Annotated in this window: 27 protein-coding genes; 17 read left to right on the top strand and 10 right to left on the bottom strand. The window is 37.2% G+C overall.

From position 1 onward, the window contains the following. Window positions 1-8 precede the first annotated feature (8 nt). On the bottom strand, window positions 9-692 hold the full coding sequence (locus LUD75_RS03325; RefSeq protein ID WP_232704276.1) for a Bax inhibitor-1 family protein: 684 nt from the start codon (window positions 690-692) through the stop codon (window positions 9-11). Window positions 693-1,118: 426 nt separating this feature from the next. Here LUD75_RS03325 and LUD75_RS03320 point away from each other — a divergent pair, with 426 nt between their 5' ends. After that, window positions 1,119-2,273: a homogentisate 1,2-dioxygenase gene (locus LUD75_RS03320; RefSeq protein ID WP_232704275.1), complete on the top strand. Its 1,155-nt coding sequence runs from the start codon at window positions 1,119-1,121 to the stop codon at window positions 2,271-2,273. Between the two features lie 60 nt (window positions 2,274-2,333). Here the strand turns inward: LUD75_RS03320 and LUD75_RS03315 are convergent, their stop codons facing one another. Then, window positions 2,334-2,627, bottom strand: coding sequence for a hypothetical protein (locus tag LUD75_RS03315; RefSeq protein ID WP_232704274.1), 294 nt, complete (start codon window positions 2,625-2,627; stop codon window positions 2,334-2,336). A 172-nt stretch (window positions 2,628-2,799) separates the two neighbouring features. Between LUD75_RS03315 and LUD75_RS03310 the strand changes: the two genes are divergently transcribed. The 7 genes from LUD75_RS03310 to LUD75_RS03280 all read left to right on the top strand — a co-directional run bounded on the left by LUD75_RS03310 (window position 2,800) and on the right by LUD75_RS03280 (window position 9,378). Beyond that, window positions 2,800-4,071 carry an acetyl-CoA hydrolase/transferase C-terminal domain-containing protein gene (locus tag LUD75_RS03310; RefSeq protein WP_232704273.1) on the top strand — a complete coding sequence of 424 codons (1,272 nt, stop codon included), beginning with the start codon at window positions 2,800-2,802 and terminating at the stop codon, window positions 4,069-4,071. A 90-nt stretch (window positions 4,072-4,161) separates the two neighbouring features. Then, window positions 4,162-4,956 carry a hypothetical protein gene (locus LUD75_RS03305; RefSeq protein WP_232704272.1) on the top strand — a complete coding sequence of 265 codons (795 nt, stop codon included), beginning with the start codon at window positions 4,162-4,164 and terminating at the stop codon, window positions 4,954-4,956. 373 nt (window positions 4,957-5,329) lie between these two features. Next, entirely contained in the window at window positions 5,330-6,460 is a 1,131-nt protein-coding gene (hppD, locus tag LUD75_RS03300; RefSeq protein ID WP_232704271.1) for a 4-hydroxyphenylpyruvate dioxygenase, read from the top strand. 91 nt (window positions 6,461-6,551) lie between these two features. Continuing rightward, window positions 6,552-7,799 (top strand): fumarylacetoacetase, encoded by a 1,248-nt coding sequence (fahA, locus tag LUD75_RS03295; protein ID WP_232704270.1) that lies wholly within the window; start codon window positions 6,552-6,554, stop codon window positions 7,797-7,799. 12 nt (window positions 7,800-7,811) lie between these two features. Then, on the top strand, window positions 7,812-8,264 hold the full coding sequence (locus LUD75_RS03290) for a hypothetical protein (RefSeq protein WP_232704269.1): 453 nt from the start codon (window positions 7,812-7,814) through the stop codon (window positions 8,262-8,264). A gap of 6 nt (window positions 8,265-8,270) precedes the next feature. Beyond that, window positions 8,271-9,095 carry a flavin reductase family protein gene (locus LUD75_RS03285; RefSeq protein ID WP_232704268.1) on the top strand — a complete coding sequence of 275 codons (825 nt, stop codon included), beginning with the start codon at window positions 8,271-8,273 and terminating at the stop codon, window positions 9,093-9,095. A gap of 37 nt (window positions 9,096-9,132) precedes the next feature. Further along, window positions 9,133-9,378, top strand: a complete 246-nt coding sequence (locus LUD75_RS03280) for a hypothetical protein (RefSeq protein ID WP_232704267.1) — start codon at window positions 9,133-9,135, stop codon at window positions 9,376-9,378. Between the two features lie 7 nt (window positions 9,379-9,385). On the opposite strand, the gene LUD75_RS03275 is transcribed toward LUD75_RS03280, so the two are convergent. From LUD75_RS03275 to truA, 4 genes are all read right to left on the bottom strand, one after another. Further along, window positions 9,386-9,907 (bottom strand): hypothetical protein, encoded by a 522-nt coding sequence (locus LUD75_RS03275; protein WP_232704266.1) that lies wholly within the window; start codon window positions 9,905-9,907, stop codon window positions 9,386-9,388. 18 nt (window positions 9,908-9,925) lie between these two features. Further along, window positions 9,926-11,674 (bottom strand): ABC transporter ATP-binding protein, encoded by a 1,749-nt coding sequence (locus LUD75_RS03270; RefSeq protein ID WP_232704265.1) that lies wholly within the window; start codon window positions 11,672-11,674, stop codon window positions 9,926-9,928. 451 nt (window positions 11,675-12,125) lie between these two features. Continuing rightward, complete coding sequence (gene tnpA / locus LUD75_RS03265) at window positions 12,126-12,593, bottom strand: IS200/IS605 family transposase (RefSeq protein ID WP_232704264.1); 468 nt, start codon at window positions 12,591-12,593, stop codon at window positions 12,126-12,128. Between the two features lie 216 nt (window positions 12,594-12,809). Continuing rightward, window positions 12,810-13,544 (bottom strand): tRNA pseudouridine(38-40) synthase TruA, encoded by a 735-nt coding sequence (gene truA, locus LUD75_RS03260; protein WP_232704263.1) that lies wholly within the window; start codon window positions 13,542-13,544, stop codon window positions 12,810-12,812. A gap of 83 nt (window positions 13,545-13,627) precedes the next feature. On the opposite strand from truA, the gene LUD75_RS03255 reads away from it, so the two are divergent. The 8 genes from LUD75_RS03255 to LUD75_RS03220 all read left to right on the top strand — a co-directional run bounded on the left by LUD75_RS03255 (window position 13,628) and on the right by LUD75_RS03220 (window position 21,506). After that, a complete protein-coding gene (locus LUD75_RS03255; RefSeq protein ID WP_232704262.1) occupies window positions 13,628-13,930 on the top strand; it encodes a hypothetical protein in 303 nt (100 codons plus the stop codon). A gap of 20 nt (window positions 13,931-13,950) precedes the next feature. Then, the gene (locus LUD75_RS03250; RefSeq protein ID WP_232704261.1) at window positions 13,951-14,445 is read left to right on the top strand and encodes a metallophosphoesterase family protein; all 495 of its coding nucleotides are present in this window, start codon (window positions 13,951-13,953) and stop codon (window positions 14,443-14,445) included. Window positions 14,446-14,592: 147 nt separating this feature from the next. Beyond that, entirely contained in the window at window positions 14,593-15,087 is a 495-nt protein-coding gene (locus LUD75_RS03245) for a Smr/MutS family protein (RefSeq protein ID WP_232704260.1), read from the top strand. Between the two features lie 10 nt (window positions 15,088-15,097). Beyond that, window positions 15,098-15,937 (top strand): alpha/beta hydrolase fold domain-containing protein, encoded by an 840-nt coding sequence (locus LUD75_RS03240; RefSeq protein WP_232704259.1) that lies wholly within the window; start codon window positions 15,098-15,100, stop codon window positions 15,935-15,937. Continuing rightward, on the top strand, window positions 15,937-16,326 hold the full coding sequence (locus tag LUD75_RS03235; protein ID WP_232704258.1) for a DUF1398 family protein: 390 nt from the start codon (window positions 15,937-15,939) through the stop codon (window positions 16,324-16,326). The genes LUD75_RS03240 and LUD75_RS03235 overlap by 1 nt, the downstream gene beginning before the upstream one ends. 144 nt (window positions 16,327-16,470) lie before the next feature. Further along, window positions 16,471-19,311 (top strand): SusC/RagA family TonB-linked outer membrane protein, encoded by a 2,841-nt coding sequence (locus LUD75_RS03230; protein ID WP_232704257.1) that lies wholly within the window; start codon window positions 16,471-16,473, stop codon window positions 19,309-19,311. A gap of 20 nt (window positions 19,312-19,331) precedes the next feature. Further along, on the top strand, window positions 19,332-20,735 hold the full coding sequence (locus LUD75_RS03225; RefSeq protein WP_232704256.1) for a RagB/SusD family nutrient uptake outer membrane protein: 1,404 nt from the start codon (window positions 19,332-19,334) through the stop codon (window positions 20,733-20,735). 72 nt (window positions 20,736-20,807) lie between these two features. Beyond that, entirely contained in the window at window positions 20,808-21,506 is a 699-nt protein-coding gene (locus LUD75_RS03220) for a hypothetical protein (protein WP_232704255.1), read from the top strand. Between the two features lie 29 nt (window positions 21,507-21,535). Here the strand turns inward: LUD75_RS03220 and LUD75_RS03215 are convergent, their stop codons facing one another. Continuing rightward, window positions 21,536-22,084, bottom strand: coding sequence for a YqgE/AlgH family protein (locus LUD75_RS03215; protein WP_034976675.1), 549 nt, complete (start codon window positions 22,082-22,084; stop codon window positions 21,536-21,538). Between the two features lie 515 nt (window positions 22,085-22,599). Here LUD75_RS03215 and pdxH point away from each other — a divergent pair. Continuing rightward, on the top strand, window positions 22,600-23,250 hold the full coding sequence (gene pdxH, locus LUD75_RS03210; protein ID WP_232704254.1) for a pyridoxamine 5'-phosphate oxidase: 651 nt from the start codon (window positions 22,600-22,602) through the stop codon (window positions 23,248-23,250). A 26-nt stretch (window positions 23,251-23,276) separates the two neighbouring features. Here pdxH and hisIE read toward each other — a convergent pair whose 3' ends face one another. The 3 genes from hisIE to hisA are packed head-to-tail and all read right to left on the bottom strand — an operon-like array spanning window position 23,277 to window position 25,329. Continuing rightward, a complete protein-coding gene (hisIE, locus tag LUD75_RS03205) occupies window positions 23,277-23,864 on the bottom strand; it encodes a bifunctional phosphoribosyl-AMP cyclohydrolase/phosphoribosyl-ATP diphosphatase HisIE (RefSeq protein ID WP_232704253.1) in 588 nt (195 codons plus the stop codon). Next, window positions 23,861-24,613: an imidazole glycerol phosphate synthase subunit HisF gene (gene hisF, locus LUD75_RS03200; protein WP_232704252.1), complete on the bottom strand. Its 753-nt coding sequence runs from the start codon at window positions 24,611-24,613 to the stop codon at window positions 23,861-23,863. Before hisF ends, hisIE begins: the two co-directional genes overlap by 4 nt. Then, complete coding sequence (gene hisA / locus LUD75_RS03195; protein WP_232704251.1) at window positions 24,613-25,329, bottom strand: 1-(5-phosphoribosyl)-5-[(5-phosphoribosylamino)methylideneamino]imidazole-4-carboxamide isomerase; 717 nt, start codon at window positions 25,327-25,329, stop codon at window positions 24,613-24,615. Before hisA ends, hisF begins: the two co-directional genes overlap by 1 nt. Between the last annotated feature and the right edge of the window lie 13 nt (window positions 25,330-25,342).

Below are 25,342 nucleotides of genomic sequence, written 5' to 3'. Positions count from 1 at the left end.
CATCTTTTCTAATCTCTTCTGCTCAAAAATACTCTCAAAATATACCAGAACAATAGCATAATAGATGCGAACAATTGTAAAGCTGCGCCTACATATTGACCTTTTGAGTATTGATTTTTGATGTTGTAAGTCTCATACAAAATACTCGCACTTGCCAACGCAACCATCGCCAAAGAGAACCAAAGACCAAGATTGAATCCGAAAATTGCGCCAACTACAATCACGCCCAGCGCTACAAATCCACCAATCACGATGATGTTTCTAAGGAAAGAAAAATCTTTGTTCGTCAGGAAAACTGCCGCCGTCAATCCAGCAAACATAAATGCCGTTACCAGCGCAGCCTGCGTGATGATTTCCGGTGCGTACAAACTTGCGATTCCCAACATTGGAAGGAAGATGACCGCTTCTATCAAAACGTACAATCCCAATCCCAAATACTGCATATTTTTGGAAACCGAAAACGATAGTTTTGTCGCCAGCATAGACGCTAACCAAAAAACGCCGATGACCGCCAGCCAGATATATTTACCCGAAACCATCGATAAAACCATTTCCAACGGAATCGTTTTCAACAACAAATATTCCACCGCTCCGAACGCCAAAATCGCCACTGCGACGTGCATATACGTTTTTCTGTAAAATTCTGCTCTTTCGATTTCCGAAATTTCCGAAACCATTAATGAATCATTCATTTGTAAAAAATTTTAATAATCTCAAAGATAAGATTTTCCCAATAACCACAAATTGCTAATTATTTAATCTTTTAATTATTTAGTATTATTTGGGCAGCTATTTCCGCCTTCCGTTCCCAATCTTTTTTGCTTAGCTTTTCCAGCCACAAAAAAAGGATTTCCACTCAAGTCGGGCTGCAATTTTCAGTACAATTCAAAGGTAGCATAAAAACTCAATTTTGTCATTCCGTAGGAATCTCAACAGTCTAGATTCCTACGGAAAGACAAAATTGATGTGAACTGTTTTTTAATTTTCTTTGATGCGTTTTACACCTTTGCGAACCTTAAAGTGTTTTCAATAATATCAAATAAATCTTAGCGCACTTAGCGTTCAAATCAAAGTATCAGAAAAAAATATTACATTTGAGAAAAGCCAAATCCAACAAAATGAGATACGTTCAGCTAGGTAAGATTCCACCAAAAAGACACACGGTTTTCAAATCCGAAGACGACCAGTTCTATTACGAGCAACTCTTCGGAACAGAGGGTTTTCACGGCATTGCATCGTTGTTGTATCACACACATCGCCCTACTCAAATCAAATCCATTGGCGAAGCAAAAGACGTGACGCCGACAATCGCAGTCGAGAAAAACGTCACGCCAAGAATGATAAAAGGCGCAAAAGTGACCGCCGAGGATGACTTTTTGGAAAGCCGAAAGGTTTTGATGCTAAACAATGATTTGAAAATGGGTCTGTCGAAACCAAGAAAATCTCCTGACTATTTCTATAAAAATGCAGAATGCGACGAACTATTTTTCGTTCACGCAGGAAAAGGAATTCTGAAAACAATGCTCGGAAACATTCAGTTTTCTGTCGGCGATTATCTCATCATTCCAAGAGGTACGATTTATCAATTGGAATTGGAATCCGAAGACAATGTTTTTCTTTTCATAGAAGCGCATTCTCCGATTTACACGCCGAAGCGTTACCGAAATGAGTTCGGACAATTGCTGGAGCATTCTCCGTTTTGTGAGCGCGATATTGTTCCGCCAACTTTCGTAGAACCGAAAAATGAGAAAGGCGATTTTCTCATCAAAGTGAAAAAGGAAAATCAAATCACGGATTTCATTTATGCCACGCATCCGTTTGACGTTGTAGGTTGGGACGGTTATTTTTATCCTTATAAATTCAATATTAAGAACTTCGAACCGATTACGGGGAGAATTCATCAACCGCCTCCGGTTCATCAGAACTTCGAAGCGCATAATTTTGTGGTGTGCTCATTCGTGGCAAGAATGTACGATTATCATCCACAAGCGATTCCTGCGCCATACAACCATTCGAATATCGATTCGGATGAGGTTTTGTTTTACACGGAAGGCGATTTTATGAGCAGAAACCACGTGGATTTGATGGATTTTTCACTACATCCAGGTGGTGTAGTTCACGGTCCTCATCCAGGCGCGATGGAACGAAGCATCGGCAAAAAATCTACCGACGAATATGCGGTGATGGTTGACCCGTTCAGGCCTTTCAAACTGACGGAAGAAGCGATAAAAGTGGAAGACCCGAGTTACAAGACGAGTTGGTTGGAAGATTAAATCAATAAAGAAAGCTAACAGTAATGTTAGCTTTTTAAATTTAGTTCAAAATTAAATGAATTAGCTCCCGGCAATCGGGCTTCCAAAAATTCCAACGGCCATTTCTGCCCAAATCAAAATTAATAAAGCAATAATCCCGAAAACTAAAATCAATCTGGATTTGAGAGTCTTTACTTTTTTCAAGACAAAATCTACAGCAAATGCAGTTGTAAAAAGTAACGCGCCCATAATTAGAAAATCTGAAGCTGTCCAATTAACTTCGGTTGTGAATTGCATTGCAATAAGTGGTGCAGTCAAAATTAGTGCTGCTGCAGAATAAATAAAAGCTGAGGTACGATTTTGTATTATCATCATTTTAAAATTTAATTATTATAAAGAACTTTGAATTGCAAAGTAAAATCATTTTATTGAATTCTCAAAATATTATTGTGACTTTTATCATTTTAACTGATAAATAGAGAGTTGGCTGATAATGCTCATTTTTTACCATTTAATTAAATTCTAACTTTGTTAAAAATAAAAAGCAATGATTAATTATGTAAGCCCAGAAGAAGCAGTTTCAATCATTAAAAGTGGTGACAGGATTTTCGGACACGGAAGTGCGTGTACTCCCAACCTTTTGTACGATGAATTGGCAAAGCAGTCCTCACGCTTGAAAGATGTGGAGATGGTTTCCATCACACAGCAAGGCAATGTGGAAATCGCCAAACCTCAATATAAAGATAGTTTCTACATCAATTCACTATTCACATCTGCGCCTGTGCGTGAAGCTGTGAATTCCGAAAATGGCGATTACGTTCCAATCTTTTTGAGTGAAATCCCAATTCTTTTCAAAAATGGGATCTTGCCAATTGATGTCGCTTTGATCACCGTTTCACCTCCGGATGCTCACGGATATTGCACTTTGGGAACATCTGTTGATGTTGCGAGAAGCGCGATTGATACGGCAAAAAAAATCATCGCAATCGTCAATCCGAAAATGCCAAGAACCCACGGCGATGGAATGATCCACATCAACCGAATCGAAAAATTGGTGTGGAGCGAGGAAGAGCTTTTGACCATTAATTACAGCGAGAAAGTGGGTGAGGAAGAAATGAAGATCGGTAGAAATGTGGCCGAATTGATTGATGACAAAGCAACGATCCAAATGGGAATCGGAACCATTCCGGATGCGGTTTTGCAATGCCTTCACAACCACAAAGATCTTGGTGTCCATACAGAAATGTTGAGTGATGGTGTCATCGATTTAATCAAAAATGATGTCATTAATAATAAATATAAAGGCACTCACGCCAACAGAACGATCACGAGTTTTTGTTTCGGGACCAGAAGATTGTACGACTTTGTAGATGATAATCCGGCGGTGGCATTTATGGATGTTCAGCACGTGAATTTTCCGATCAACATTATGAAAAACAAGAAAATGCACGCCATCAATTCGGCAATCGAAATTGATTTGACAGGACAGGTTTGTGCAGATTCTATCGGAACTTATCAGTTCAGCGGGATTGGCGGACAGATGGATTTTATGCGTGGTGCGGCGTTGAGCGAAGGCGGAAAACCAATTATGGCACTTTCGTCCAGAACTAAAAAAGGTGTTCCTAGAATTGTTCCTTTCCTAAAGCAAGGTGCTGGCGTGGTGACAACCAGAGGTCATATTCATTACGTGGTGACGGAATTTGGAACGGCTTATCTTTATGGAAAAAATCTTCGTCAAAGAGCTCAGGCTTTGATAGAAATTTCGCATCCCGATGACAGGGAAATGCTGGACAAAGCCGCGTTCGAAAGATTCAAATAATAAAATTTAATATTTTTTTATGATTTTTAAAGCCTCTGTTTTGAGGCTTTTTGTTGTATATTTGATTGAACACAAAAGAAAAAAAACTGATTGAAATCGATATACAACTTGCTGAAGGAGGAAATTCGGCAACAACCAATTATTCAAAATTCGATCTTAGGAAATTCAAATCCCTGGAAACGAAGTCATTACATTATTCTTTCTGAAATCATTAAGGAGGATCTTTCCAAAAGGGAAGAATTGCAGAACGAACGAAAGTTCGAACTCGGAACCAGCATTTCGCACATTACATTGCAACGCTTTTTCGAAAGCGATTATCACTACAAAACGCATAACGATCTGAGGTTTATCAAGACCTTGGATAAGATTTGTATTTTTCTGGGTTTCAAGGATCTGAATGCTTATGTGATGAATGTGAAAGAAGCGAATCTCTATAACGAAAATGCTTTCAGTAAGGAATTAACTACCGACATTGTCTACCGATATTGCCACACCAATTTTGAATTTTTCAAATATTTCCCGGAATTGAAACTTGAAGTTTTTGAAGAATTGATCTTCCCAGAGTCACCTTTTATCGAAAGGATTAAAACTTACAGCTCCAAACTTTGCGAAAATGGATTGAAGCTATTCACCCATAACAACCGGTCCAATTTTGAAATCTTTGATCTGGATGTCATATCAGAGGAAGCCGATAAGATGGTAATTAAAACACAGGAGTTTTGGAATCTGGTTTTTGTAGTAGAAGAAACTGGAGAGGAACATATTGTGAATGAGCTCAATACACAAATTTATTTTATTAAGAAAAAAAATAATGCCTGGCAAATTTGGGATAACTACAATCCCAATTCAGGACTTTTGAATAACAGATTATACAAAAAGCCGTAGCAATACGGCTTTTTTCTTGACTTGTGTTTTTAGAATCTGTGATAACTCTCTAACAAATGTAGTGATCCAAATCATAAGTTTGTAAACTTAAATATACTTAAAAATACATATTGTGTTATTTATAACATATAATGTGATATGTGTACGAATAATTAAATTATAATCGGGATTGTTGATAAATATTTATATTTTTATACGGATAGTATTTAATTTAATATTTTAATTATGCAAACGATTGCATTCTTTCCATCATTCCCATTACAGTAATAAAACATTATAATTTTATATCTCAAATTCTTAAAACTAACAATCGTTAGTTAGTTTCCGAAAAATTCTTATCTTGGCATCAACAGATATAAAAGTAAAAAGTAAAATGTCAACACTCACTTTTGCCGAGAAAATCGCACAAGCCGAGAATTTTCTCCCCATCAACGGAACAGATTATTTAGAGTTTTATGTAGGAAATGCCAAGCAGGCGGCGCATTTTTACAAAACCGCATTCGGTTTTCAGTCCTTAGCTTATGCTGGTCCGGAAACTGGCGTGCGAGACCGCTCATCTTATGTTCTTCAGCAAGGAAAAATCAGATTGGTTTTGACTTCAGGACTTAAATCCAATTCTCCAATTTGCGAACATCAGAAAAAACACGGAGACGGCGTTAAAATTTTGGCACTTTGGGTAGATGATGCCGAAAAAGCCTTTGAAGAAACCACAAAACGTGGCGGAAAACCATATCTGGAACCTCAAACTTTGACCGACGAATTTGGCGAAGTGAAGATGTCCGGAATCTACACTTACGGCGAAACGGTTCATATGTTCGTGGAACGTAAAAATTACAACGGCGCATTTATGCCAGGCTACGAACCTTGGAAAAGCGATTACAATCCTTCTGATGTTGGACTTTTGTACGTGGACCATTGTGTTGGAAATGTCGGCTGGGACAGGATGATTCCAACGGTGGAGTGGTACGAAAAAGTGATGGGATTTGTGAATATTCTCTCATTTGATGACAAACAAATCAACACAGAATATTCGGCTTTGATGTCAAAAGTAATGTCCAACGGAAACGGATTTGCAAAGTTTCCAATCAACGAACCAGCAGAAGGTCAAAGAAAATCTCAGGTTGAGGAATATCTCGATTTCTACGAAGGAGAAGGCGTTCAGCACATTGCCGTTGCGACAAAGGATATCGTGAAAACCGTTACAGAACTGAAAAGCAGAGGCGTAGAATTTCTTTCACCACCGCCAGAAGCCTATTACGATATGATTCCGGATAGAGTTGGGAACATTGACGAAGACATCAGAAAACTTCAGGATTTAGGCATTTTGGTGGATTGTGATGAAGAAGGTTACCTACTTCAAATCTTCACAAAACCCGTGGAAGACAGACCAACGTTGTTCTACGAAATCATCGAGAGACACGGCGCTCAGAGCTTCGGTGCCGGAAATTTCAAAGCACTTTTCGAAGCCTTGGAAAAAGAGCAGGAAAAGCGTGGCAACTTATAAACCAAATCATTCATTATAGAATTAAAGCATTATTTTTAATGCTTTAATTTTTTGTCTAGATTCTAACATCTAAAATTCTAACTTCTACAATATGAAATCATTTATAGAATATTCCTCAGATTCAGACTTTTCCATTCACAATATTCCGTTTGGCGTTTGTGTTTTCAATAAAGAATTTATTGCCTGCGCCACGAGAATTGGCGACATTGTCATCGATTTGGCGACTTTGTACGACCTTGGCTACTTCGAAGAAATCACCGAAATGGACGACAATGTGTTCGAAGCTTACACAATCAACGAGTTCATCGAACTTGGAAAACCAGTTACGAATAAAGTCAGAGAAAAAATCCAACAAATGTTATTGGAAGATTCACTTCTTTCAAAAGACGAACGGACGATTACAGATTGCTTCTATAATCTCGACGAAATCCAAATGATGATGCCTTTGCACATCCCGAATTACACCGATTTTTACAGCAGTATCCAGCACGCAACCAATGTCGGGATGATGTTCCGCGACCCTGCGAATGCGCTTCTTCCAAACTGGAAACATTTGCCGGTTGGTTATCACGGTCGTGCTTCGTCAATTGTTTTATCTGGCATTGATATCATCAGACCTTGCGGACAAATCAAACCGCCGGATGCAGATAAACCGATTTTCAGTGCATCAAAACAGCTGGATTTTGAATTAGAAATGGCATTTGTCGTGAATAAAAATACAGATTTGGGTGATAGGATTTCTGTGGCTGAGGCAGAAGATGCGATTTTCGGAATGATGATTTTCAATGATTGGTCGGCGAGAGATATTCAAAGTTGGGAATATGTGCCATTGGGACCGTTTTTAGGAAAGAATTTCGGCTCGTCTATTTCGCCTTGGATTGTGACTTTGGAAGCTTTAAAACCATTCAAAACTGAATCTCCAAAGCAAGAACCGGAAGTTTTAGATTATCTGAAATTCGAAGGAGACAAAAATTACGACATCAATCTTGAAGTTTATTTGAAGCCGGAAAACTCCGAAGAAAATCTGATTTCACAAAGCAATTACAAATTTATGTATTGGAATATGTTCCAGCAGTTGGCGCATCACACGGTCAATGGTTGCAATGTGGAAGTTGGCGATGTTTACGCCAGCGGAACGATTTCCGGAGAAGACGAAAAATCCTATGGTTCGATGCTGGAATTATCTTGGAAAGGAACCAAATCATTGCAATTGAAAAATGGCATCGAAAGAAAATTCATAGAAGACGGCGATACGGTGACGATGAAAGCTTGGTCTGAGAAAGACGGCATCCGAGTTGGATTTGGGGAAGTTTCTGGGAAGATTTTGCCTGCAATCTAAATTTTTAACATTATGAAAATTTCAACATTTCTTATTGTTTTTCTTTCTTTATTCAGTTGCAAAAAGGAGCACGAAGGAACTAGTGATTGTATGTGCGTTGGAAAAGAGGCTTCTGATTCTATCATTACCATTACCAATCCTGTCTTTGAGATTAAAGATAATCAGGAATTCATCAATTATAATTGTGCAGAGGTAGGAACTTCCACTGCCAGAATCACAGATTCTACGGGAAATGAATTTTTCGGAAATTTGGTTAGTATAAATTGTATTTCGAACAAGACTTATAATTTAAAAATTGCAAAAAAAATTAATTACAGCTCTAAAGAATTTAAGGAGATAAATATGGATAATGAGTCTGACAAAGGGTTTTTAGTTAATGAAATTAAAGAAAATGCCTATCAAGCTTATCAGTTTAAGATTGATAGGAAAAGAGAAGTTGTAGCAATTACTAAAATTGAAAAATAATAATTAATGAAAACAATCATCCCTTCCGATATTTCCGCAATGCAATTACAACAAGTAATGCAGACCGCGATTGCACCTCGTCCAATTGCTTTAGCAAGCACAATCAACGCAAAAGGAGAAATCAATCTTTCGCCGTTCAGTTTTTTCAATATGTTCAGCACGGTTCCGCCGATTGTGATTATTTCGCCTTCGAGACGCGTGCGTGACAATACGACCAAGCACACCTTGGAAAATCTGAAAGAAGTTCCAGAATTGATCATTGGAAATGTGAATTTCGAGATGGTTCAGCAGGTTTCTTTGGCGAGTACGGAATACGAAGATGGCATCAATGAATTCATCAAATCCGGATTGACGATGAAACCAGCCGACATCGTAAAACCACCTTTAATTGTAGAATCTCCCGTTAATTTTGAATGCAAAGTTCTTGAAATTAAAAGTTTGGGAGAACTTGGAGGCGCAGGAAATCTTGTGATTGCTGAGATTGTAAAAATTCATATCAATGAAAAATATTTGGATGAAGCTGGAAATCTGGACCAAAAACAATTGGATTTGGTCGCAAGATTAGGTGGGAATTTCTACTCCCGCAACAACGAAAATAACATCTTCGAAGTTTCAAAACCGCTGGTGACAAAAGGGATTGGCTATGACCAACTTCCAGACGAAATCAAACAAAGTCATATTTTCACGGGCAACGATTTGGGAATGTTGGCGAATGTGGAAATTTTACCAAATGGTCGTTTTTCTTCGGAAAAAGATGTACATTTATTAGCTCAGAATTATTTAAAAAACAATGAAATTGAAAATGCGTGGAATGTTTTGAAATCTGACTGACAGCCATTAAAAGAAACTAAAAACCAGCCACTAAACTATGAGAAAATCGGTGTATCAAACCATCATCAGCCTTCTGATTTTGGTGATTGTGATGTCGGTTTTTGCCGTTGTCAACATCCAGGTCAGTTTGAAATATGAAACTGAGAATATGAAAGATTGTATTTCACTTATTTCTGGGAGAAATCTTTGTCAGGAATTGTTAGCTTCAAAAATTGTCATTGTGATTTGCCTGATAATTGTTTCTGGGATGTTGAGTTTTAGGAATAGGATTGTGAGAGATTGAATTTATATTATTGTTTTGATGCGATTTCAATTTTTTTAATTTCATTCATTTCATCTCCTTTTATATAAGTGATTCTAACTCTCAATCCGTTATAGAAAGTTCCTGAATGATTTCCTCCAAAATGATTGAATTCGTATAGAGCATTATCTATGTACCGAAATCCTACAGAGCCGACTGTAAAACTTTCACTTGTATCTTTTCCATTTCTAACATATACTACTGTTCTTTGATAGTTTGATATCTTTCCTTCGACTTTTTGTAATGTCTTGGCGTCCAATAATTCATTTAATCTTTTCTCATTTCTAGTATCATCTTCTATAATTAGCTTTAAATAGAAATATCCAAAACAAGAAATAATTAAAAATAAACCTGATAGAGTCAAATACAATTTCTTCTCAAAATCAGATTTTTTGAATTTTAAAATTGATAAAAAAAGACATAACGAAAGAATTAAAATAATTAGAAAGATTGTGCTGGAAGCTGTAGAGCTTGGAGAATCGTGAATTGACCAATAAGTATAATATTCCATCTAATACTTTCTAAAATTCTAAATCATCTTATCCCCATCCGGAGAAACTATCTGCGCCTTGTAAAGCAAAGAATAATAACCATTTTTCGCAAGCAATTCCTGATGCGTTCCTTCTTCCACAATCAATCCGTGGTCCATCACGATGATTTTGTCCGCTTTTTCAATGGTCGAAAGTCGGTGTGCTATCAAGATTGAAGTTCTATTTTTTGTGATTTTTTCGGTTGCTCTTTGGATGAGTTTTTCACTTTCGTGGTCGATGGATGAGGTCGCTTCGTCCAGAATCAGAATTTTCGGGTCGGAAAGATAAGCTCTCAAAAATGACAACAATTGTCTTTGTCCAAGCGAGATAGATGAACCTCTCTCGCTCACCACATAATCATAACCGTTTGGCAAACTTTCAATAAATTCATCAACGCCGATTTCCTTTGAAGCTTTTTTGACTTGTTCCAAAGTAATGCTTTCGTCGCCCAAAGTCAGGTTTTCAAAAATACTGCCGTGGAAAAGGAAAACGTCCTGAAGAACCACGCCAATGTGACTTCTCAAATTATACAATTCATAATCCCGAATATCCACATCATCCAACATTATTTTCCCTGAATTAATATCGTAAAGTCTTGTAATCAAACTGATAATGGTAGATTTTCCAGCACCAGTTGCGCCGACGATTGCGACAGTTTCACCCGAATTAACCTTAAAGTCAATGCCTTTTAAAACCAATTGTTTCTCGTCGTAAGCAAAATGAACATTCTGAAATTCAATTTTTCCATCAAAATGGTCTCGGGCAATCGTTCCGTTATTCGGCATCGCCTGGTCTTCGTCCATTACACCCAAAACACGCTCTGCACCAACAATTCCTCGCTGAATATTATTAAATCTATCCGCAATCTGTCTCAACGGCCGAATCAACATATTGATGAATTGAATAAATGCGATAATAACACCTGGCGTAGATTTGATAAAACCGCCATAAAACAGGATAAATCCAATGAAAAGTGACGAAATCAATTCGACAACCGGAAAAAATAATGAGAAGATGAAAACCGTTCTCAACAAAGCTTTCTTAAGTTCAATATTGATTTTATCAAACTTCGTAAACTCCGCTTCCTGTCTGTTGAAGACTTGGATTAATGGCATTCCTGCCAAGCGTTCCTGCACAAAACTATTCTGCGTCGAGGTCCAGCTTCTTTCCAATCCGAAAGCTGTTTTCAATTTTTTCTGAAAAACTCTTGTAATGACTACCATCAGCGGAAGAATCGCCAAAGAAATCATACTGAGATGCGTGTCCACCTGAAACATCGCAAACAAAACCATTACGATTCTCAAAATATCGCCGAAAACCATCAAAAATCCGTCTGTGTAAACCGTCGCAATTGTTTCTACATCACCAACCGCTCTCGTGACAAGGCTTCCAATCGGAGTTTTGTCAAAAAAAGCCGTTCTAAAATAAATCAGTTTGTGATAAAGCCTTTCCCTGATATCTCTGATTACATTCTGTGAAATAAAATTCGAGAAATAAACCAAGAAAAAATTAAGAATCGTCTCTGCAACCACCAATCCGATGAGCAGATAGATGTGCTTCATCAATTGAGACTTATCTCTCAGCTGAACGATATCGATATCCACAACATCTTTCGTAAGAATCGGTCGGTAAGTGGAGACAATTGCCAAAACGATGGAGATGACCAGCGTGATGATGAACCACGAACGGAATTTCATCCCAATTAGAAATAGTCTTTTTACAATATCCCAAGTCGTTTGTTTCTTCATATTATCTCAAATGCAGTGCAAAAATAAGGAAATTCGATGGGAAGTAATGTTAAAGTCGTACAGCGATTTCTATGGTTTGAAAATAATTATTTCATAAGCGAAAAGTCATAGAGAGATAGTATCTCGGTAGAAAATAATTGAAATGTTTTTAGATATAGTCGCAGAGCGATAATCTATTGGCAGAAAATTTAATAATATTTTAAACAGAGTCGCAGAGCGACTTTCCATCGGTAGAAATAAATAGTAACGCTTTTACACAGAGTCGCAGAGCGACTTTCTGTTGGTAGAAGATAGTTACAATGGTTTGAGACAAAATCGCGGAGCGACAGCCCATCGGTAGAAAATACGTGTTATGTCTTTGCAAATAGTCGCAGAGCGACTTTCTATTGGTAGGAGATAATCATAACGTTTTCACGCAGAGTCGCGGAGCGACGACCAATTGGTACTAATTTCAAATCAATTCTTTAAAAACATATTTCTCATTATAATCAATTTCAAATTTCTCTAAAAAATCAACATATTCTTCACGAAACGATTTTTTATGATGATGCTTTTCTTGATTTTCAATATATCTGATGACATCATTGATTTGAGATTTTCCGTAAGAAAACGCGCCAAAACTATCTTGCCATTCAAATCGAAAGGGAATAAAATTGTTTTCATTAATCCATTTGGAGGAAATACTTTTCACTTCCTGAACTAAATCTGATACTGATTGATTGGGTCTCAAGCCAATTAAAATATGAATATGGTCTGGCATTCCGTTGATTGATAAAAGCTTATGTTTTCTGTTTTGGATAATACCTGAGATGTATTTAAACAAATCATCTTTCCATTCATTTTGAATTAATGCTTGGCGAAATTTCACAGCAAAAACCAATTGAATATGGATTTGGGTGTACGTATTGTTTTCAGCCATTTGAGTTTTTTTTAGATTAATATTAAATCTAATTTAATGAAATTTCATTAATAATTTTCAATGGTTGATAACCAATTGGTCGTCGCTCCGCGACCTTTATATGGATTTTTTCGTTGCTACCAATAGATTGTCGCTCTGCGACTTTTTCTCAATGCTTATTATCTCTCAGCAATTGTCGCTCAGCGAAATTAAAAGCGGTAAAAGTTTCAGAAGAATTTAAAAATCATACCCAACATCCACCAAAAAAAGACCTTGCGCAGGAGCAGAAACGCCCGCAGAATTTCGGTATTTATCTTCAATGATTTTCCGCAAATCGCTGGGTTGTAATTTTCCGGTTCCGATTTCTACCATTGTTCCGACTATCGCTCTTACCATATTTCTCAGAAAACGGTCAGCAGAAATCGTGAATTTCAGTTGATTTCCAACCTGTTCCCATTCTGCTTTGTAGATTTTGCAGATGTTGGTTTTGTTATCTGTGTGGAGTTTGGCGAAACTTGTGAAGTCATCGTACTCAAAAAGGATTTTGCAGGCCTCGTTCATCGCATCGATGTTCAATAGTTTTTGACGCCAGGTTTGCCAAGACGAATTTATCGTGAACGGATTTTTCTCTGTCGAAATATAATATTCATAAGTCCGGAAAGTCGCACTGAATCGCGCGTGCATATCGGCTGGAACTTCAAAAATTTGTTTGATGGAAATATTTTCCGACAAAAAGGAATTGAGTCTGTAAACCAGATTTTCATAGAGATTTTGTTCGGTTTCGAAGTGTGCGAACATTTTTTTTGCGTGTACGCCAGTGTCAGTTCTTCCTGCGCCGGTGGTTTTTATCGGCTCTCTCAGAATTGTGGACAAGGCTTTTTCCAATTCTTCCTGCACAGAAATCTGGTTGGGCTGAATTTGATAGCCAAAAAAAGAAGAACCGTCGTAAGCAAACTCTATAAAATATCTCATTTCGACGCAAATTTCCTGATTTTTTTTTAATTAATAAGAAAATCTTAATTCGTAATTTCGTGACTCGAAAAATCCTTCAATCAATGAAACCGCTCAAGACTAATAAACTTTCCAATCCTGCAGAATTCATCAAGCTGATGGTCATCATTTTTGTTTTGGTCTCAGTTTTTCTTTTCAGTCAGGGAGTTTCGCAACAGCAAACCATCATCAACGTTGTTGTCCTTTTGATTCTTTTCATTTGTTTTCAATTGACATTTGTGATTTTGTATAAAAAGGGAATTAAAACTTTGGCTTTTTGGATTCTGATGATTTTGTTATTAATGGGAATTTCGTTGGGTGTGGCAATCTGGTATTATTCAAAATATGGAATTACTTTTCAGCTTTAATCATTAATTTAAATTTCAAAATGAAACGCATTCTTCTTTTATCAGACACACATTCCTATATCGATGACCGTATTCTGGATTACGCCAAAGATGCCGATGAAGTTTGGCATTGTGGCGATTTTGGGAATATGGAAGTGATTGAAGAGTTAGAAAAAATAAAACCAATTCGTGGCGTTTATGGAAACATCGACGAAGCAAAAATTAGAACGATTTTCCCTGAAGTTTTGAGTTTCAAATGTGAAGAAGTTGATGTTTTGATGATTCACATCGGTGGTTATCCAGAACGATATTCAGCTTTGGCGAAACAAGAGATTGCCGAGAAAAAACCGAAATTATTTATTTCCGGTCATTCTCATATCTTGAAAGCGATGTACGATAAAAAGAATAATTTGTTACACCTCAATCCTGGTGCTTGTGGGAAAGTCGGCTGGCACAAGGTGAGAACGATGATGCGTTTTACAATCTTTAAAGATGAAATTAAAGATTTGGAAGTGATAGAATTGGGAAGTAAATAAGTTGGAGAGTCGGAGGATTTGAGAGTTTTAGAGTTAGACTTAAAGTCCCATCGGGACGATTATATCTTAGCATAGGAATTTATTCCTATGAATGGAGATTATATCCCAGCATAGAAATATATTCCGACTGAAATTAATAAATAGAAAATGAAAATAGGAGACAAAGTTTCGGTAATAGATGATGATTTGAAAGGAACCATTTTGAAAATGATTGCTGACCAAGTGAAAATCGAGGATGAGCACGGTTTCACCTACAATTTTCCTAAAAGTCAATTGACGCTCATCGATTCTGGATTATATGAAAATTCACCTGTCATCAGAAAAAATGAAAGCTCGAAAAACGTTTCCAAAAGACACAATAAAACACCTCTAAAATTAGATTTACATTTTCAATTATTAGTCAAAAATCCATCTGATTACGACGCTTTCGAGAGATTGATGATTCAAAAAGAAAAACTTTTGGTGACCATCGATTTCTGTAGAAAAAATCACATCAAGAATTTGGAAATCATCCACGGAATCGGCGATGGCGTTTTGCAGAAAATGGTCTATGATATCTTGGAAGGACTATCAAATGTAGAATACGATGAACACGGATTTTTCTACCACGAATCGGGTAGAGTAGAAGTCAAATTTTTATAAATTATTAATGATGCTAAGAAAACATTTAAGCCTTATTCTGATTCTTGTGTTTGCAATTTCTTTTGCTCAGACAGAATATAAAACCGAGAACAATATTTCCTATTATCCGGAAAATATTTCGGAAAAAGATGCTTACATCAACTCTCAATGCAAGCTGAATTTTTATTATCCGACCAATGTCAAGAATTTTTCAACGGTTATTTGGTTTCACGGTGGCGGATTGACTGGCGGAAGCAATGAGCTGCCAAAAGAATTATTGAATGAAAATATCGCTGTCGTAAGTGTTGAATATCGCTTAGCACCGAAAGTGAAAGCACCAGCTTATATAGAAGATGCCGCCGCTGCAACGGCTTGGGTTTTTGAGAATATCGAAAAATATGGTGGAAATAAAAATCTCATCTTCCAATCCGGACATTCGGCTGGAGGCTATTTGGGAATGATGATTACCTTGGACAAAAAATATCTTCAAAAATATAAGATCGATGCGAATGACATCGCGGGTTTAATTCCATTCAGCGGTCAGGCGATAACACATTTCCAGATTAGAAAAGAAAAAGGAATTGCTGAACTGCAACCTACAATTGATGAATATGCACCACTGTTCCACGTCAGAAAAGATGCGCCGCCAATCGTCCTGATCACAGGCGACAGAAATCTGGAATTGTTTGGACGCTACGAGGAAAACGCCTATTTGGCAAGAATGTTGGAGCTTGTGAAGCATCCCTCGGTCAAACTATTGGAAGAAGATGGATTCGACCACGTGAGTATGGCAAAACCAGGATTTCCTTTGTTGCTAAAGGAAATCAGAGAATTATCAAAGAAAATTAAAACACAGAAAAATATAAAATAATGTTTACACTAGCACAGATCGAAGCTGCACATTCCGATGTGGAAAGCGGAAAAAATTTCCCAGCATTTGCAAAGACCATCAAAGAATTAGGCGTTCAGACCTTCGAAACCTACGTGGAGGATGGCTCTACAACTTATAATGGCAATGACGAAACCCAAGTGACTTCAGCCCAACAATACGCACCATTGCTGATTTATGGAATCGTGAATCCTGAAAAATTTTTAGCAGACCTCCGAAATCACCAACAAGGAAATACCGACTTTTTCCAATTCTGCAAAGATTGTGCAGACAGTGGTGTTTTCAAATGGATTGTAGATTTGGAGGCAAAAACCTGCACTTATTATGACTGCGAAGGAACAACGGTTTTTAAGGAACAAATTCCTGCCTGAATACTAAAAATTTTGTTAAAGCTAATAAATATTAATTACATTAAAATAAGATTAAAATATCATTAGAATGTGATTAAACATCGTTTTTTCTTAAATAAAATTAACATTTTTGCCACTAGTTGTTAATTTTAAATAAGAAATTTTATGAATGTTAAACTTAAGATTCTGAGTGCAGGAGTTTTGTTTTTTACAGGACAGGCCTTGATGGCTCAGAAAACTGACACCGCTGATGCAGCTAATATAGAAGAGGTTGTAATTGTTGGTTTTGGTCAAAAGAAAACAGTACAAGAGCTAACAGGATCTACGAGCACAATGACATCAAAATCTATAAAAGATGTCCCTGTTGCTTCTGTAGATAAGATGTTGCAGGGAAGAGTAACGGGCGTTCAGACAGGTGCAGCCTCCGGCCAGCCAGGCGGTTTTGCTAATGTAAGAGTGCGTGGTGTATCTTCTATTAATGGTGTTACTTCACCTATTTACATTGTTGATGGGGTAAGGGTTGCAAGTGGAGATTTGACAACAGCCAATACAACAGCCAATATTTTAGCAAATCTTAATCCAGACGATGTAGAAAGTATTACAGTTCTGAAAGATGCAGTTTCTACTGCTGTGTATGGTGCTGATGCGGGAGCCGGAGTTATTGTTATTACTACAAAATCTGGTAGAAAAGGAAAAGCGAAGTTTAATTTATCTTTTAATTCCGGATTCAACCAGCAGGCCGTGAGTGCAAACAGGGCTTTCTCTGGCCAGGAATATAAGGAGTATTTGCGCGATATGCTAAATAATGGCTCTACAAATCCAAATTATACTTTAGAGCAAATTGCTAATGGTGCTGCAGGAGCAACTTATGCAAGTATATTCAGCTCGCCATACAGTACAGACTGGCAAGATATTGTACGAAAAGATGGATATCAGCAAAATGCAGACAGTAGTATATCTGGAGGAGATGAAAAATTTACATATTATGCTTCTGCAAACATTTTTGATCAGAATAGTATCATTAGAAATTCTTTCTTCAAAAGATTATCATATACTACCAAATTAACATATCAGGCAACCGACAAACTTAAGATCAGTTCGGATTTCCAGATTTCTCACGGTAAGACCCGAACACTTTCAGAGGGAGGTGCTTTTTCTAACCCCATTTTAGCTCAGTACTTTAACAGACCTACTGACCCGGCAAGAAACCCTGATGGTTCCTGGTACTGGAACCCCGCTACAATGAGATTGAGTAACAATCAATTCAACCCTGGATATTTATTAGAAAATAATTATGATCAGGCCGGTACTCTAAGAGCTTATGCAAATTTGAATGCAGAATACAAAATTCTGGATAATTTAACTTACAGATTTGTATTTTCTCCTGAATATATCAGTGTGGAAGAGGACAGATACTGGAATCCGATCCACGGGGATGGTTGGGGATATGGTGGATACCAAAGAACTTCTGTTAATCGATTCTTTAACTTTAATGTTCAGAATATTTTAGATTATTCCAAAAAAATTGACCGTCACAATATCGGAGCATCTTTGATTCAAGAAGCATATAAATCTGACAGAAAACTATTATCCGCAACAGGAATTACAGTTGGTAATCCAGCTTTAGAAACGCTTTCTAATTTTGTAGTGCCTTACGGTTACTCTGGCCGGGAATTTTTGAATTCCAGATATGGTTATGCAGTAACAGCTCATTACGACTATGATAAGCTTGTGTTGGTAGACGGGTCTTACAGAAGAGATGTATTATCTCAGTTTATGCCAGGTCAAAAGGCTGGTAATTTTTGGTCTGTCGGAGTTGGTGTGGACTTAGCGAGAATTAATTTCTTAAAAGAAGTCAACGCAATCTCCATGTTAAAATTTAGAGGATCTTATGGAAAGCTTGGGAATCAGATAACTGCTAACCCTTATGCTTTATTTGCATACAATCAGAACTACAACGATTTTTCCGGTGCACAATACTATAACATCAATAATCCTAATCTATCGTGGGAAACAGTTAATCCGCTGAATGTCGGTTTAGATGTCGGATTATTCAATGACAGAATTAAGCTGAGTGCAGAATATTATAGCAAGAAAACAAATGATCTAATCTACAATGTTCCCTTATCACCGTCCCAGGGAGGTGTGATCTTCAATGAGAATACAGGAGTTTATACTTATGGAGTAATGGTGGATAACATTGGAACATTAGTAAATAGAGGATTTGAATTTTCTATCAACGCAGATATTTTCAGAGGAGACTTCAACTGGAGTATCGGAGGTAACTTGTCCACATTGGATAATGAAATTACTGAGTTGTATGGAGGAACCGTAAACACAGGTACAACTACATTGAGAGTCGGTGAAGGTGTGCGTACATTCTATCTTAGAAAATGGGCTGGAGTAGATGCTGCAAATGGAGATCCGCTATGGTACGTCAATGGGGTAGATGGTGAAACAACTAACAATTATAACAATGCTCAGCAAGCGACTCAAGGATCTTTCCTAAGTACACTCTTTGGTGGCGCCAATACAAGTTTATCTTATAAAGGTTTTGCATTAGATCTTCAATTCACTTATGGTTTTGGTGGAAAAATCTATGACGATTGGGCTTCTTACACTTGGAGTGATGGTCAGTACTCAGCTACATATCCGGGATATGGTGATGTAATGGGCGATTACTGGACTACAACAAATACAACAGCAAGCAATCCTAAACCGCTGGCAGGAGGTAATAAGAGATCAAATGCTGCCTCAACCAGATTTTTATATGATTCTGATTACATAAGATTAAGCAATGCTAGGCTTGGCTATACTTTTACAGGTAATATTTTGAATGGAAGCGGATTGAATTCTGTACAAGTGTACGTAATGGCAAATAATGCCTGGACTCATAGATTTGATGACAGACTTAAATTTGACCCGGAAGTAAATGTTTCAGGATACACAAATCTTGCATTACCAATCCTGAAGTCATACCTATTCGGTGTTAACCTTAGTTTTTAAATGAATTAAAATTAAATAAGATGAATAAAATAATAAAAACAGGAATTTTTGCGGTACTTATTGGATCCGTGGCAGTATCTTGTTCTGATGATTTTGTAGAGAGAGAGTTTTTTCAGGAAGTTGGACAATCTCCTTTGAAAACAACACAAGAAATGCAGTCGTTTGTACGAGGTGCATATGTCTCTATGAGAAATACGCAATACTATGGTGCTGATTTTATGGCCTACGCTGAGGTCAGGTCAGATGAAATGTACAGTACTCTACAAGGAGGATATTACACAAATGTTTATAATTATACACAGGTATCGAATGATCCGTATGCAAGAGATACATATAACAGAATCTACGAAGTAGTAGGGAAAGCCAATATCGTTATTAATTCTGATCTTAATGGAATTGGCGGGACTAATGTTGATAAAGCCACAGCTACATTCGCTCAAGGTCAAGCTTATGGTTTGAGAGCTATAGCCTTCTTTGATGCTTTCAGGACTTATGGTCAAAAATATATTCCCAATGGGACGTTGGGAATTGTCTTACCACTGAAATTTGAACCAACAGCTTTGATGCCAAGAGCAACCATTGCTGAAACAGAAGCCCAGATTGATGCGGATTTTACCAAAGCGCTTCAATTGATGACCACTGGTACTTCGTATTCCAATACTAAATCTGACCTTACAGTAAATGCTCTTAAAGGGTTGATGTCAAGATTCTACCTCTACAAAGGTGATTATGCTAAAGTAAGATCTTTAACAAATGATTTAATAGGAAAGTACAGTGTTATTCCTGCAGGATTGCATCAGACTTCTTTCCAGTTCCTAATGAATGGAGCTGCTCCCAATTCTATTTTTGAATTAGCTGTCGGCGTCAACTCTTCTCTTTCCACAGGATCTTACAGACAAAGATTAAACTCATTAGGATACGGTAATATCGTAGTGTCTGCTTCAGCTTATAACGCTTATGCCACAAATGATATCAGAAGAAGTTTGATCACTGTTGCTGGGACAGGTGCAAGTGCAGTTAGATACTTGTCTAACAATAATGGTACAGGTAAATATACTAATACCGTTGGAGCAGATAATATCAAAATGTTACGTTATGAAGAAATTTTGTTAAATGGTATTGAAGCTGAGTTAAATGGTGGAGATGCTACAAAAGCTTTGAACTATTACAACCAAATTCTTACCAATAGAGGTTTAGCAGCCGCTACTACAGTAGATATGACTTTGCTTAAAGCAGAAAGGATGAAAGAACTTCTTGGTGAAGGTCTTCGTCAGTGGGATCTAAGAAGATGGGGAGATGCAGTTCCAAGACCATCTGTAGCACCTGCAGATCAAAACCTGAACGCTTTCCCAATACCTAGATCAGAAACAGATATTGCTGGAACTCCAGTTTTACCAAACCCGGGATATGATAATAGTAATTAATATATCAAATCAAATTTTTCAAGGAAAGCCACTATCAGTGGCTTTCCACTTTTAAAATTTAGTTATTTAATTATGAAAGAAAAACTTAAAATAATGAATAGAATAGTATTGATAGCTTTTGTATTCATAACAAACGTAATGTGTGCCCAAGTCGGAAATGAAAATATATCTTTTTCAACTGGGAATTTTTTTATGAGAGCCAATAGACCTTCTACAAAAGAAAAAACTATAGATGGGACACCATATATCAATGGCAGTGAGTTTAGTAAGGTAGTAATAGAAGGGTATAGTAAAAATGTTCAAAATCTCAGATACAATGCCTACGACGACGAAATGGAATTCAAAGAAGGCGAAGACATTTATTTTACCAATAAAGAAGAAGGATTAACGGTTAATTTTCCCACACTCAAAAAAACTTACCAATGCATGAATTATACATTTGATAATAAGAATAGGTTCGGATATTTGGTTTTACTCGTCGATCATCAAAAATATTCCTTGTTCAAAAAAGAAAAAATCGAGCTTCTGAAAGGAGAAAAAAGTCCCAGTGCTTACAGCAAAGATGCAAATGACTATTATGCAAAGCAAAAAGATTTATACTTAGTGAGAAAGGATAATACATTCCACAAATTTCCCAAAAATCAGAAGGAATTCATAAACGATTTCTCCCTCAATAAAAATGAAGCTGAAAAGTTCATAAAAGACAATAAGCTTAATTTTTCTAAAGAAGAAGACCTCAAAAAAATAATTGATTACCTAAATAATATCTAAAAGAAAACAGGCTGTAAAAGCCTGTTTTTTTAGTTCATCGAAACATCCTCTGGCGCATTCGCCCAAAGCAGAAACTCGCCGCCCAGATTTTGCATAATATTTTTCCAGAGACCTTGGTCGTTTGGCAGCGTGTAATCCAGATTGTAAACATCCACGATCGTCCACATTTTCCTTTGCAATTCGCCTTCCAGCTGCATCGCAGACCAACCGGAATATCCAGAAAAAACCTTGATGTCAAACGTGCTGATCTCGCCATTGATCATCGCAGAAACCACAGAGTCAATATCTTCAGTCAAATAGAATTCTTTATTGATCTCCACAAACTCCGAGGTTACCTTTTCACCTTTCAGGATAAAGTAGATCCTTTCGTTTTCCACAGGTCCACCTTCGTACAGTTCCACAGGGAAACCCAGGATATTAAGCAGTTTGGAGCTCATATTTTGGTTCTTTTTATTCAGTATCAAGCCAAACGCGCCATTCTCGTTGTGATCCACAATCAGAACGACCGAACGGGAAAAAATATCACCCGAGATATCCGGCGTCGATATTAAGATTTTACCTTTGTAAGAGTAATTCATCTATCAAATCTATAAAAAAATATTTTTTTGAAAAAAGAATTCGACGAAAATTTAAGTTAAAATTGTCTCGATTCAAATAATTTGGGCAGCTTGATCCGTCTTCCACTCCCAATCTTTTTGCCATAGCTTTTCCAGCCACAAAAAAGGATTTCCGTTCAAACCTAACGAAGTGGTTCATCGATTCAAATAAAATAAAAAATAAGAGATAAGCCGGGCTGCAGCTTCGCCAGATTGAGGCTTTGTCTGTCAAACCAACATCTGTACCTATTTTCAAGTTTTGAAACATTGCTTTCTTACTTTTCTCAAAAACTATACAAGAAATGCAAAGCCGCAGAGCGGCAAACTATTGGTAGAACAATATAAACACCACAAAAAAAGCTCCAGAGGAGCGACCTGTAAAAATGCGACAACCAATTCTTAAATCGATATCCAAAACGGCATCCTCCGAAATTAATTCAAATTATATAAAAAATCTTAACGAACTTTGCATTTAGAAATTTAGAATTCGAAAGAAAATGAACAGCGAAAACCTCCACGATAAACGAAGAATCTACGAAAAGTCCCAACTCATAGAATCTGAGATAAAAGAGAATCCAATCGAGCAATTCCGCGACTGGTTCCTGGATGCAGAGAATAATCCCGAAGTCTCAGAATCCAACGCAATGGCAATCTCAACAGTGGAAGAAGACGGCTGTCCCAGAACAAGAATGGTGTTGCTGAAATCCTACAATTGGGAAGGCTTCATCTTCTACACCAACTACGAAAGCCGAAAAGGAAAATCAATTGAGAACACGCACAAAGCTTGTCTGCATTTTTTCTGGCCAAGTTTGGAAAGACAAATTATCATCAAGGCCAATGTCGAGAGAATCGCAGAAAATCTCAGCGACGGCTATTTTCATTCTAGACCAAAAGGCAGTCAATTAGGCGCCGCAGTTTCTCCACAAAGTCAGGAAATTCCAAACCGCGATTTCCTCGAAAATAAACTAAAAGACCTCGAAAAAGAATTCGAAAACAAAGAAATCCCAAGACCACAAAATTGGGGCGGCTACATCGCAAAACCCTACGAAATTGAATTTTGGCAAGGCCGTCCAAACCGCCTTCACGACAGAATTATCTACACTTTGGAAGATAGTATCGATTGGAAAATCGCACGATTGGCTCCATAATAGAAAACCAGCAATTGCTGGTTTTTTTATTTGCTTCTCGATTTCAAAACTTTTTCAACGTCTTCAAAAGTGAAACCTTTAGCTTTCAGCAAAATCAGATAGTGATACATCAAATCTGCAGCTTCATTTAAGAAAAGTTCATCGTTGTCATCTTTCGCTTCTATGACGAGCTCGACAGCTTCTTCGCCCACTTTTTGAGCAACTTTGTTAATGCCTCTTTTATAAAGTTCGTTGGTGTAGGATTTCGAATCATCGCTATCAATTTTATCCGAAATCGTTTGCTGCAATTCGTACAAAAATCCTTTGTCGGTTTCCTCTGTAAAACAAGTTGTTGTTCCGTTGTGGCAAGTTGGTCCAAATGGTTTTGCTTTGATGAGAATCGTGTCTTGGTCGCAATCGATTTTCCAATCAATTAATTCGAGGAAGTTTCCAGAAGTTTCGCCTTTTGTCCAAAGTCTGTTTTTGGAGCGGGAGAAAAAAGTGACTTTTTTTTCCTGCAAAGTTTTATCGAAGGCTTCCTGATTCATATAACCGAGCATCAGAACTTTTAGATTGAGATAATCCTGAATGATGACGGGAACCAAGCCTGTATTGTTATCAAATTTAATAGTCATCTTATGGGTAAGTTTTTAGATTTTAAATAATTTTTAAGTTCCGGAATTCCGATTTCATTAAAGTGGAAAATACTCGCAGCCAATGCTCCGGTTGCTTTAGTCTCTGTGAAGACGTCTTCAAAATGTTGCATCGTTCCCGCACCTCCGGAAGCAATCACTGGAATATTGATTAATTCCGAAAGTGTTTTGGTAATTTCAATCGCAAATCCAGCTTTGGTTCCGTCAGTATTCATCGAGGTTAGGAGGATTTCTCCGGCTCCCAGATTTTCAACTTCTTTTGCCCAAGTGAACAATTCTTTTCCAGTTTCAATTTTTCCGCCATTGCTGAAAATTTTGTGTTGATTTCCAACGAATTTGGTATCAATCGCCACAACCATACATTGTGAGCCAAATCGTTTGGCGACTTCGGTTATCAATTTTGGATTGGATAATGCTGCAGAATTGATAGTGATTTTATCCGCACCGTTTTTCAAAAGTTCTTCCACATTTTCCAAAGAATTGATTCCACCACCAACAGTAAACGGAATATTGATATTTTTCGCAATTTCTTTAACTAATGGAATTAAAGTTTTTCTTCTTTCGCCCGTTGCAGAAATATCCAGAAAAACCAATTCATCTGCGCCTTGCTCAGAATATTTGATGGCCATTTCCACGGGATTTCCGACTTCTCTTAAAGCCAAAAAATTGACACCTTTCACCGTTTCTCCGTTTTTGATGTCGAGACACGGAATGATTCTTTTTGCTAACATTAGAGAAATGGTTTTAAATCGTTGAACGTGATTCTGTTTTCATACAAAGCTTTCCCGATAATTGCGCCTTCACAACCCAATGATTTTAATTGAACTAAATCATTAGTAGAAGTAATTCCACCGGAAGCGATTAAGTTGATTTGAGGATTTTGAGATATTATTTTTTGATATAAGTCAAAAGATGGACCTTCCAACATTCCGTCTTTGTCGATATCTGTGGAGATGACGTACTCGATTCCGGATTTTGTTTTTTCTTTGATGAAGTCATAAATATTCATTTCACTTTCTTCCAGCCAACCGGAAACTGCAATCTTTTCATTTCTTGCATCTGCGCCCAAAATGATTTTTTCTGGACCATATTTTTCAAAACTTGCTTTAAATAATTCTGGATTTTTCACTGCGACACTTCCAAGCGTGACTTGATTGGCGCCACTTTCAAAGGCGATTTCAATGTCTTTTTCAGACTTCAAACCGCCTCCGAAATCTATGATTAAATTGGTTTCTTTGGAAATCTGTTCTAAAATTTTATAATTGATGATTTGATTTTGTTTTGCGCCGTCCAAATCGACCAAATGCAGAAACTGGATGCCGTTGGCTTCGAAGTTTTTGGCAACGTCGAGAACATTGGAATTGTAAATTGTTTTCTGACTGTAATCGCCTTTGGAAAGCCGGACGCACTCGCCGTTGATGATGTCTATTGCTGGGATGATTCTCATTTTCTATTTTTAA

Source organism: Epilithonimonas sp. JDS (genome assembly GCF_021261315.1).
GTDB lineage: Bacteria > Bacteroidota > Bacteroidia > Flavobacteriales > Weeksellaceae > Epilithonimonas.
The sequence above is the reverse complement of the archived record's forward strand: the minus strand, read 5'-3'. Positions and strand labels throughout refer to the sequence as shown.

What these genes read in the sequence shown, in the direction of transcription:
- LUD75_RS03325 (WP_232704276.1), bottom strand. Translation starts at nt 692, where the DNA reads ATGAATGATTCATTAATGGTTTCGGAAATTTCGGAAATCGAAAGAGCA.
- LUD75_RS03320 (WP_232704275.1), top strand. Translation starts at nt 1,119, where the DNA reads ATGAGATACGTTCAGCTAGGTAAGATTCCACCAAAAAGACACACGGTT.
- LUD75_RS03315 (WP_232704274.1), bottom strand. Translation starts at nt 2,627, where the DNA reads ATGATGATAATACAAAATCGTACCTCAGCTTTTATTTATTCTGCAGCA.
- LUD75_RS03310 (WP_232704273.1), top strand. Translation starts at nt 2,800, where the DNA reads ATGATTAATTATGTAAGCCCAGAAGAAGCAGTTTCAATCATTAAAAGT.
- hppD (WP_232704271.1), top strand. Translation starts at nt 5,330, where the DNA reads ATGTCAACACTCACTTTTGCCGAGAAAATCGCACAAGCCGAGAATTTT.
- fahA (WP_232704270.1), top strand. Translation starts at nt 6,552, where the DNA reads ATGAAATCATTTATAGAATATTCCTCAGATTCAGACTTTTCCATTCAC.
- LUD75_RS03290 (WP_232704269.1), top strand. Translation starts at nt 7,812, where the DNA reads ATGAAAATTTCAACATTTCTTATTGTTTTTCTTTCTTTATTCAGTTGC.
- LUD75_RS03285 (WP_232704268.1), top strand. Translation starts at nt 8,271, where the DNA reads ATGAAAACAATCATCCCTTCCGATATTTCCGCAATGCAATTACAACAA.
- LUD75_RS03280 (WP_232704267.1), top strand. Translation starts at nt 9,133, where the DNA reads ATGAGAAAATCGGTGTATCAAACCATCATCAGCCTTCTGATTTTGGTG.
- LUD75_RS03275 (WP_232704266.1), bottom strand. Translation starts at nt 9,907, where the DNA reads ATGGAATATTATACTTATTGGTCAATTCACGATTCTCCAAGCTCTACA.
- LUD75_RS03270 (WP_232704265.1), bottom strand. Translation starts at nt 11,674, where the DNA reads ATGAAGAAACAAACGACTTGGGATATTGTAAAAAGACTATTTCTAATT.
- tnpA (WP_232704264.1), bottom strand. Translation starts at nt 12,593, where the DNA reads ATGGCTGAAAACAATACGTACACCCAAATCCATATTCAATTGGTTTTT.
- truA (WP_232704263.1), bottom strand. Translation starts at nt 13,544, where the DNA reads ATGAGATATTTTATAGAGTTTGCTTACGACGGTTCTTCTTTTTTTGGC.
- LUD75_RS03255 (WP_232704262.1), top strand. Translation starts at nt 13,628, where the DNA reads ATGAAACCGCTCAAGACTAATAAACTTTCCAATCCTGCAGAATTCATC.
- LUD75_RS03250 (WP_232704261.1), top strand. Translation starts at nt 13,951, where the DNA reads ATGAAACGCATTCTTCTTTTATCAGACACACATTCCTATATCGATGAC.
- LUD75_RS03245 (WP_232704260.1), top strand. Translation starts at nt 14,593, where the DNA reads ATGAAAATAGGAGACAAAGTTTCGGTAATAGATGATGATTTGAAAGGA.
- LUD75_RS03240 (WP_232704259.1), top strand. Translation starts at nt 15,098, where the DNA reads ATGCTAAGAAAACATTTAAGCCTTATTCTGATTCTTGTGTTTGCAATT.
- LUD75_RS03235 (WP_232704258.1), top strand. Translation starts at nt 15,937, where the DNA reads ATGTTTACACTAGCACAGATCGAAGCTGCACATTCCGATGTGGAAAGC.
- LUD75_RS03230 (WP_232704257.1), top strand. Translation starts at nt 16,471, where the DNA reads ATGAATGTTAAACTTAAGATTCTGAGTGCAGGAGTTTTGTTTTTTACA.
- LUD75_RS03225 (WP_232704256.1), top strand. Translation starts at nt 19,332, where the DNA reads ATGAATAAAATAATAAAAACAGGAATTTTTGCGGTACTTATTGGATCC.
- LUD75_RS03220 (WP_232704255.1), top strand. Translation starts at nt 20,808, where the DNA reads ATGAAAGAAAAACTTAAAATAATGAATAGAATAGTATTGATAGCTTTT.
- LUD75_RS03215 (WP_034976675.1), bottom strand. Translation starts at nt 22,084, where the DNA reads ATGAATTACTCTTACAAAGGTAAAATCTTAATATCGACGCCGGATATC.
- pdxH (WP_232704254.1), top strand. Translation starts at nt 22,600, where the DNA reads ATGAACAGCGAAAACCTCCACGATAAACGAAGAATCTACGAAAAGTCC.
- hisIE (WP_232704253.1), bottom strand. Translation starts at nt 23,864, where the DNA reads ATGACTATTAAATTTGATAACAATACAGGCTTGGTTCCCGTCATCATT.
- hisF (WP_232704252.1), bottom strand. Translation starts at nt 24,613, where the DNA reads ATGTTAGCAAAAAGAATCATTCCGTGTCTCGACATCAAAAACGGAGAA.
- hisA (WP_232704251.1), bottom strand. Translation starts at nt 25,329, where the DNA reads ATGAGAATCATCCCAGCAATAGACATCATCAACGGCGAGTGCGTCCGG.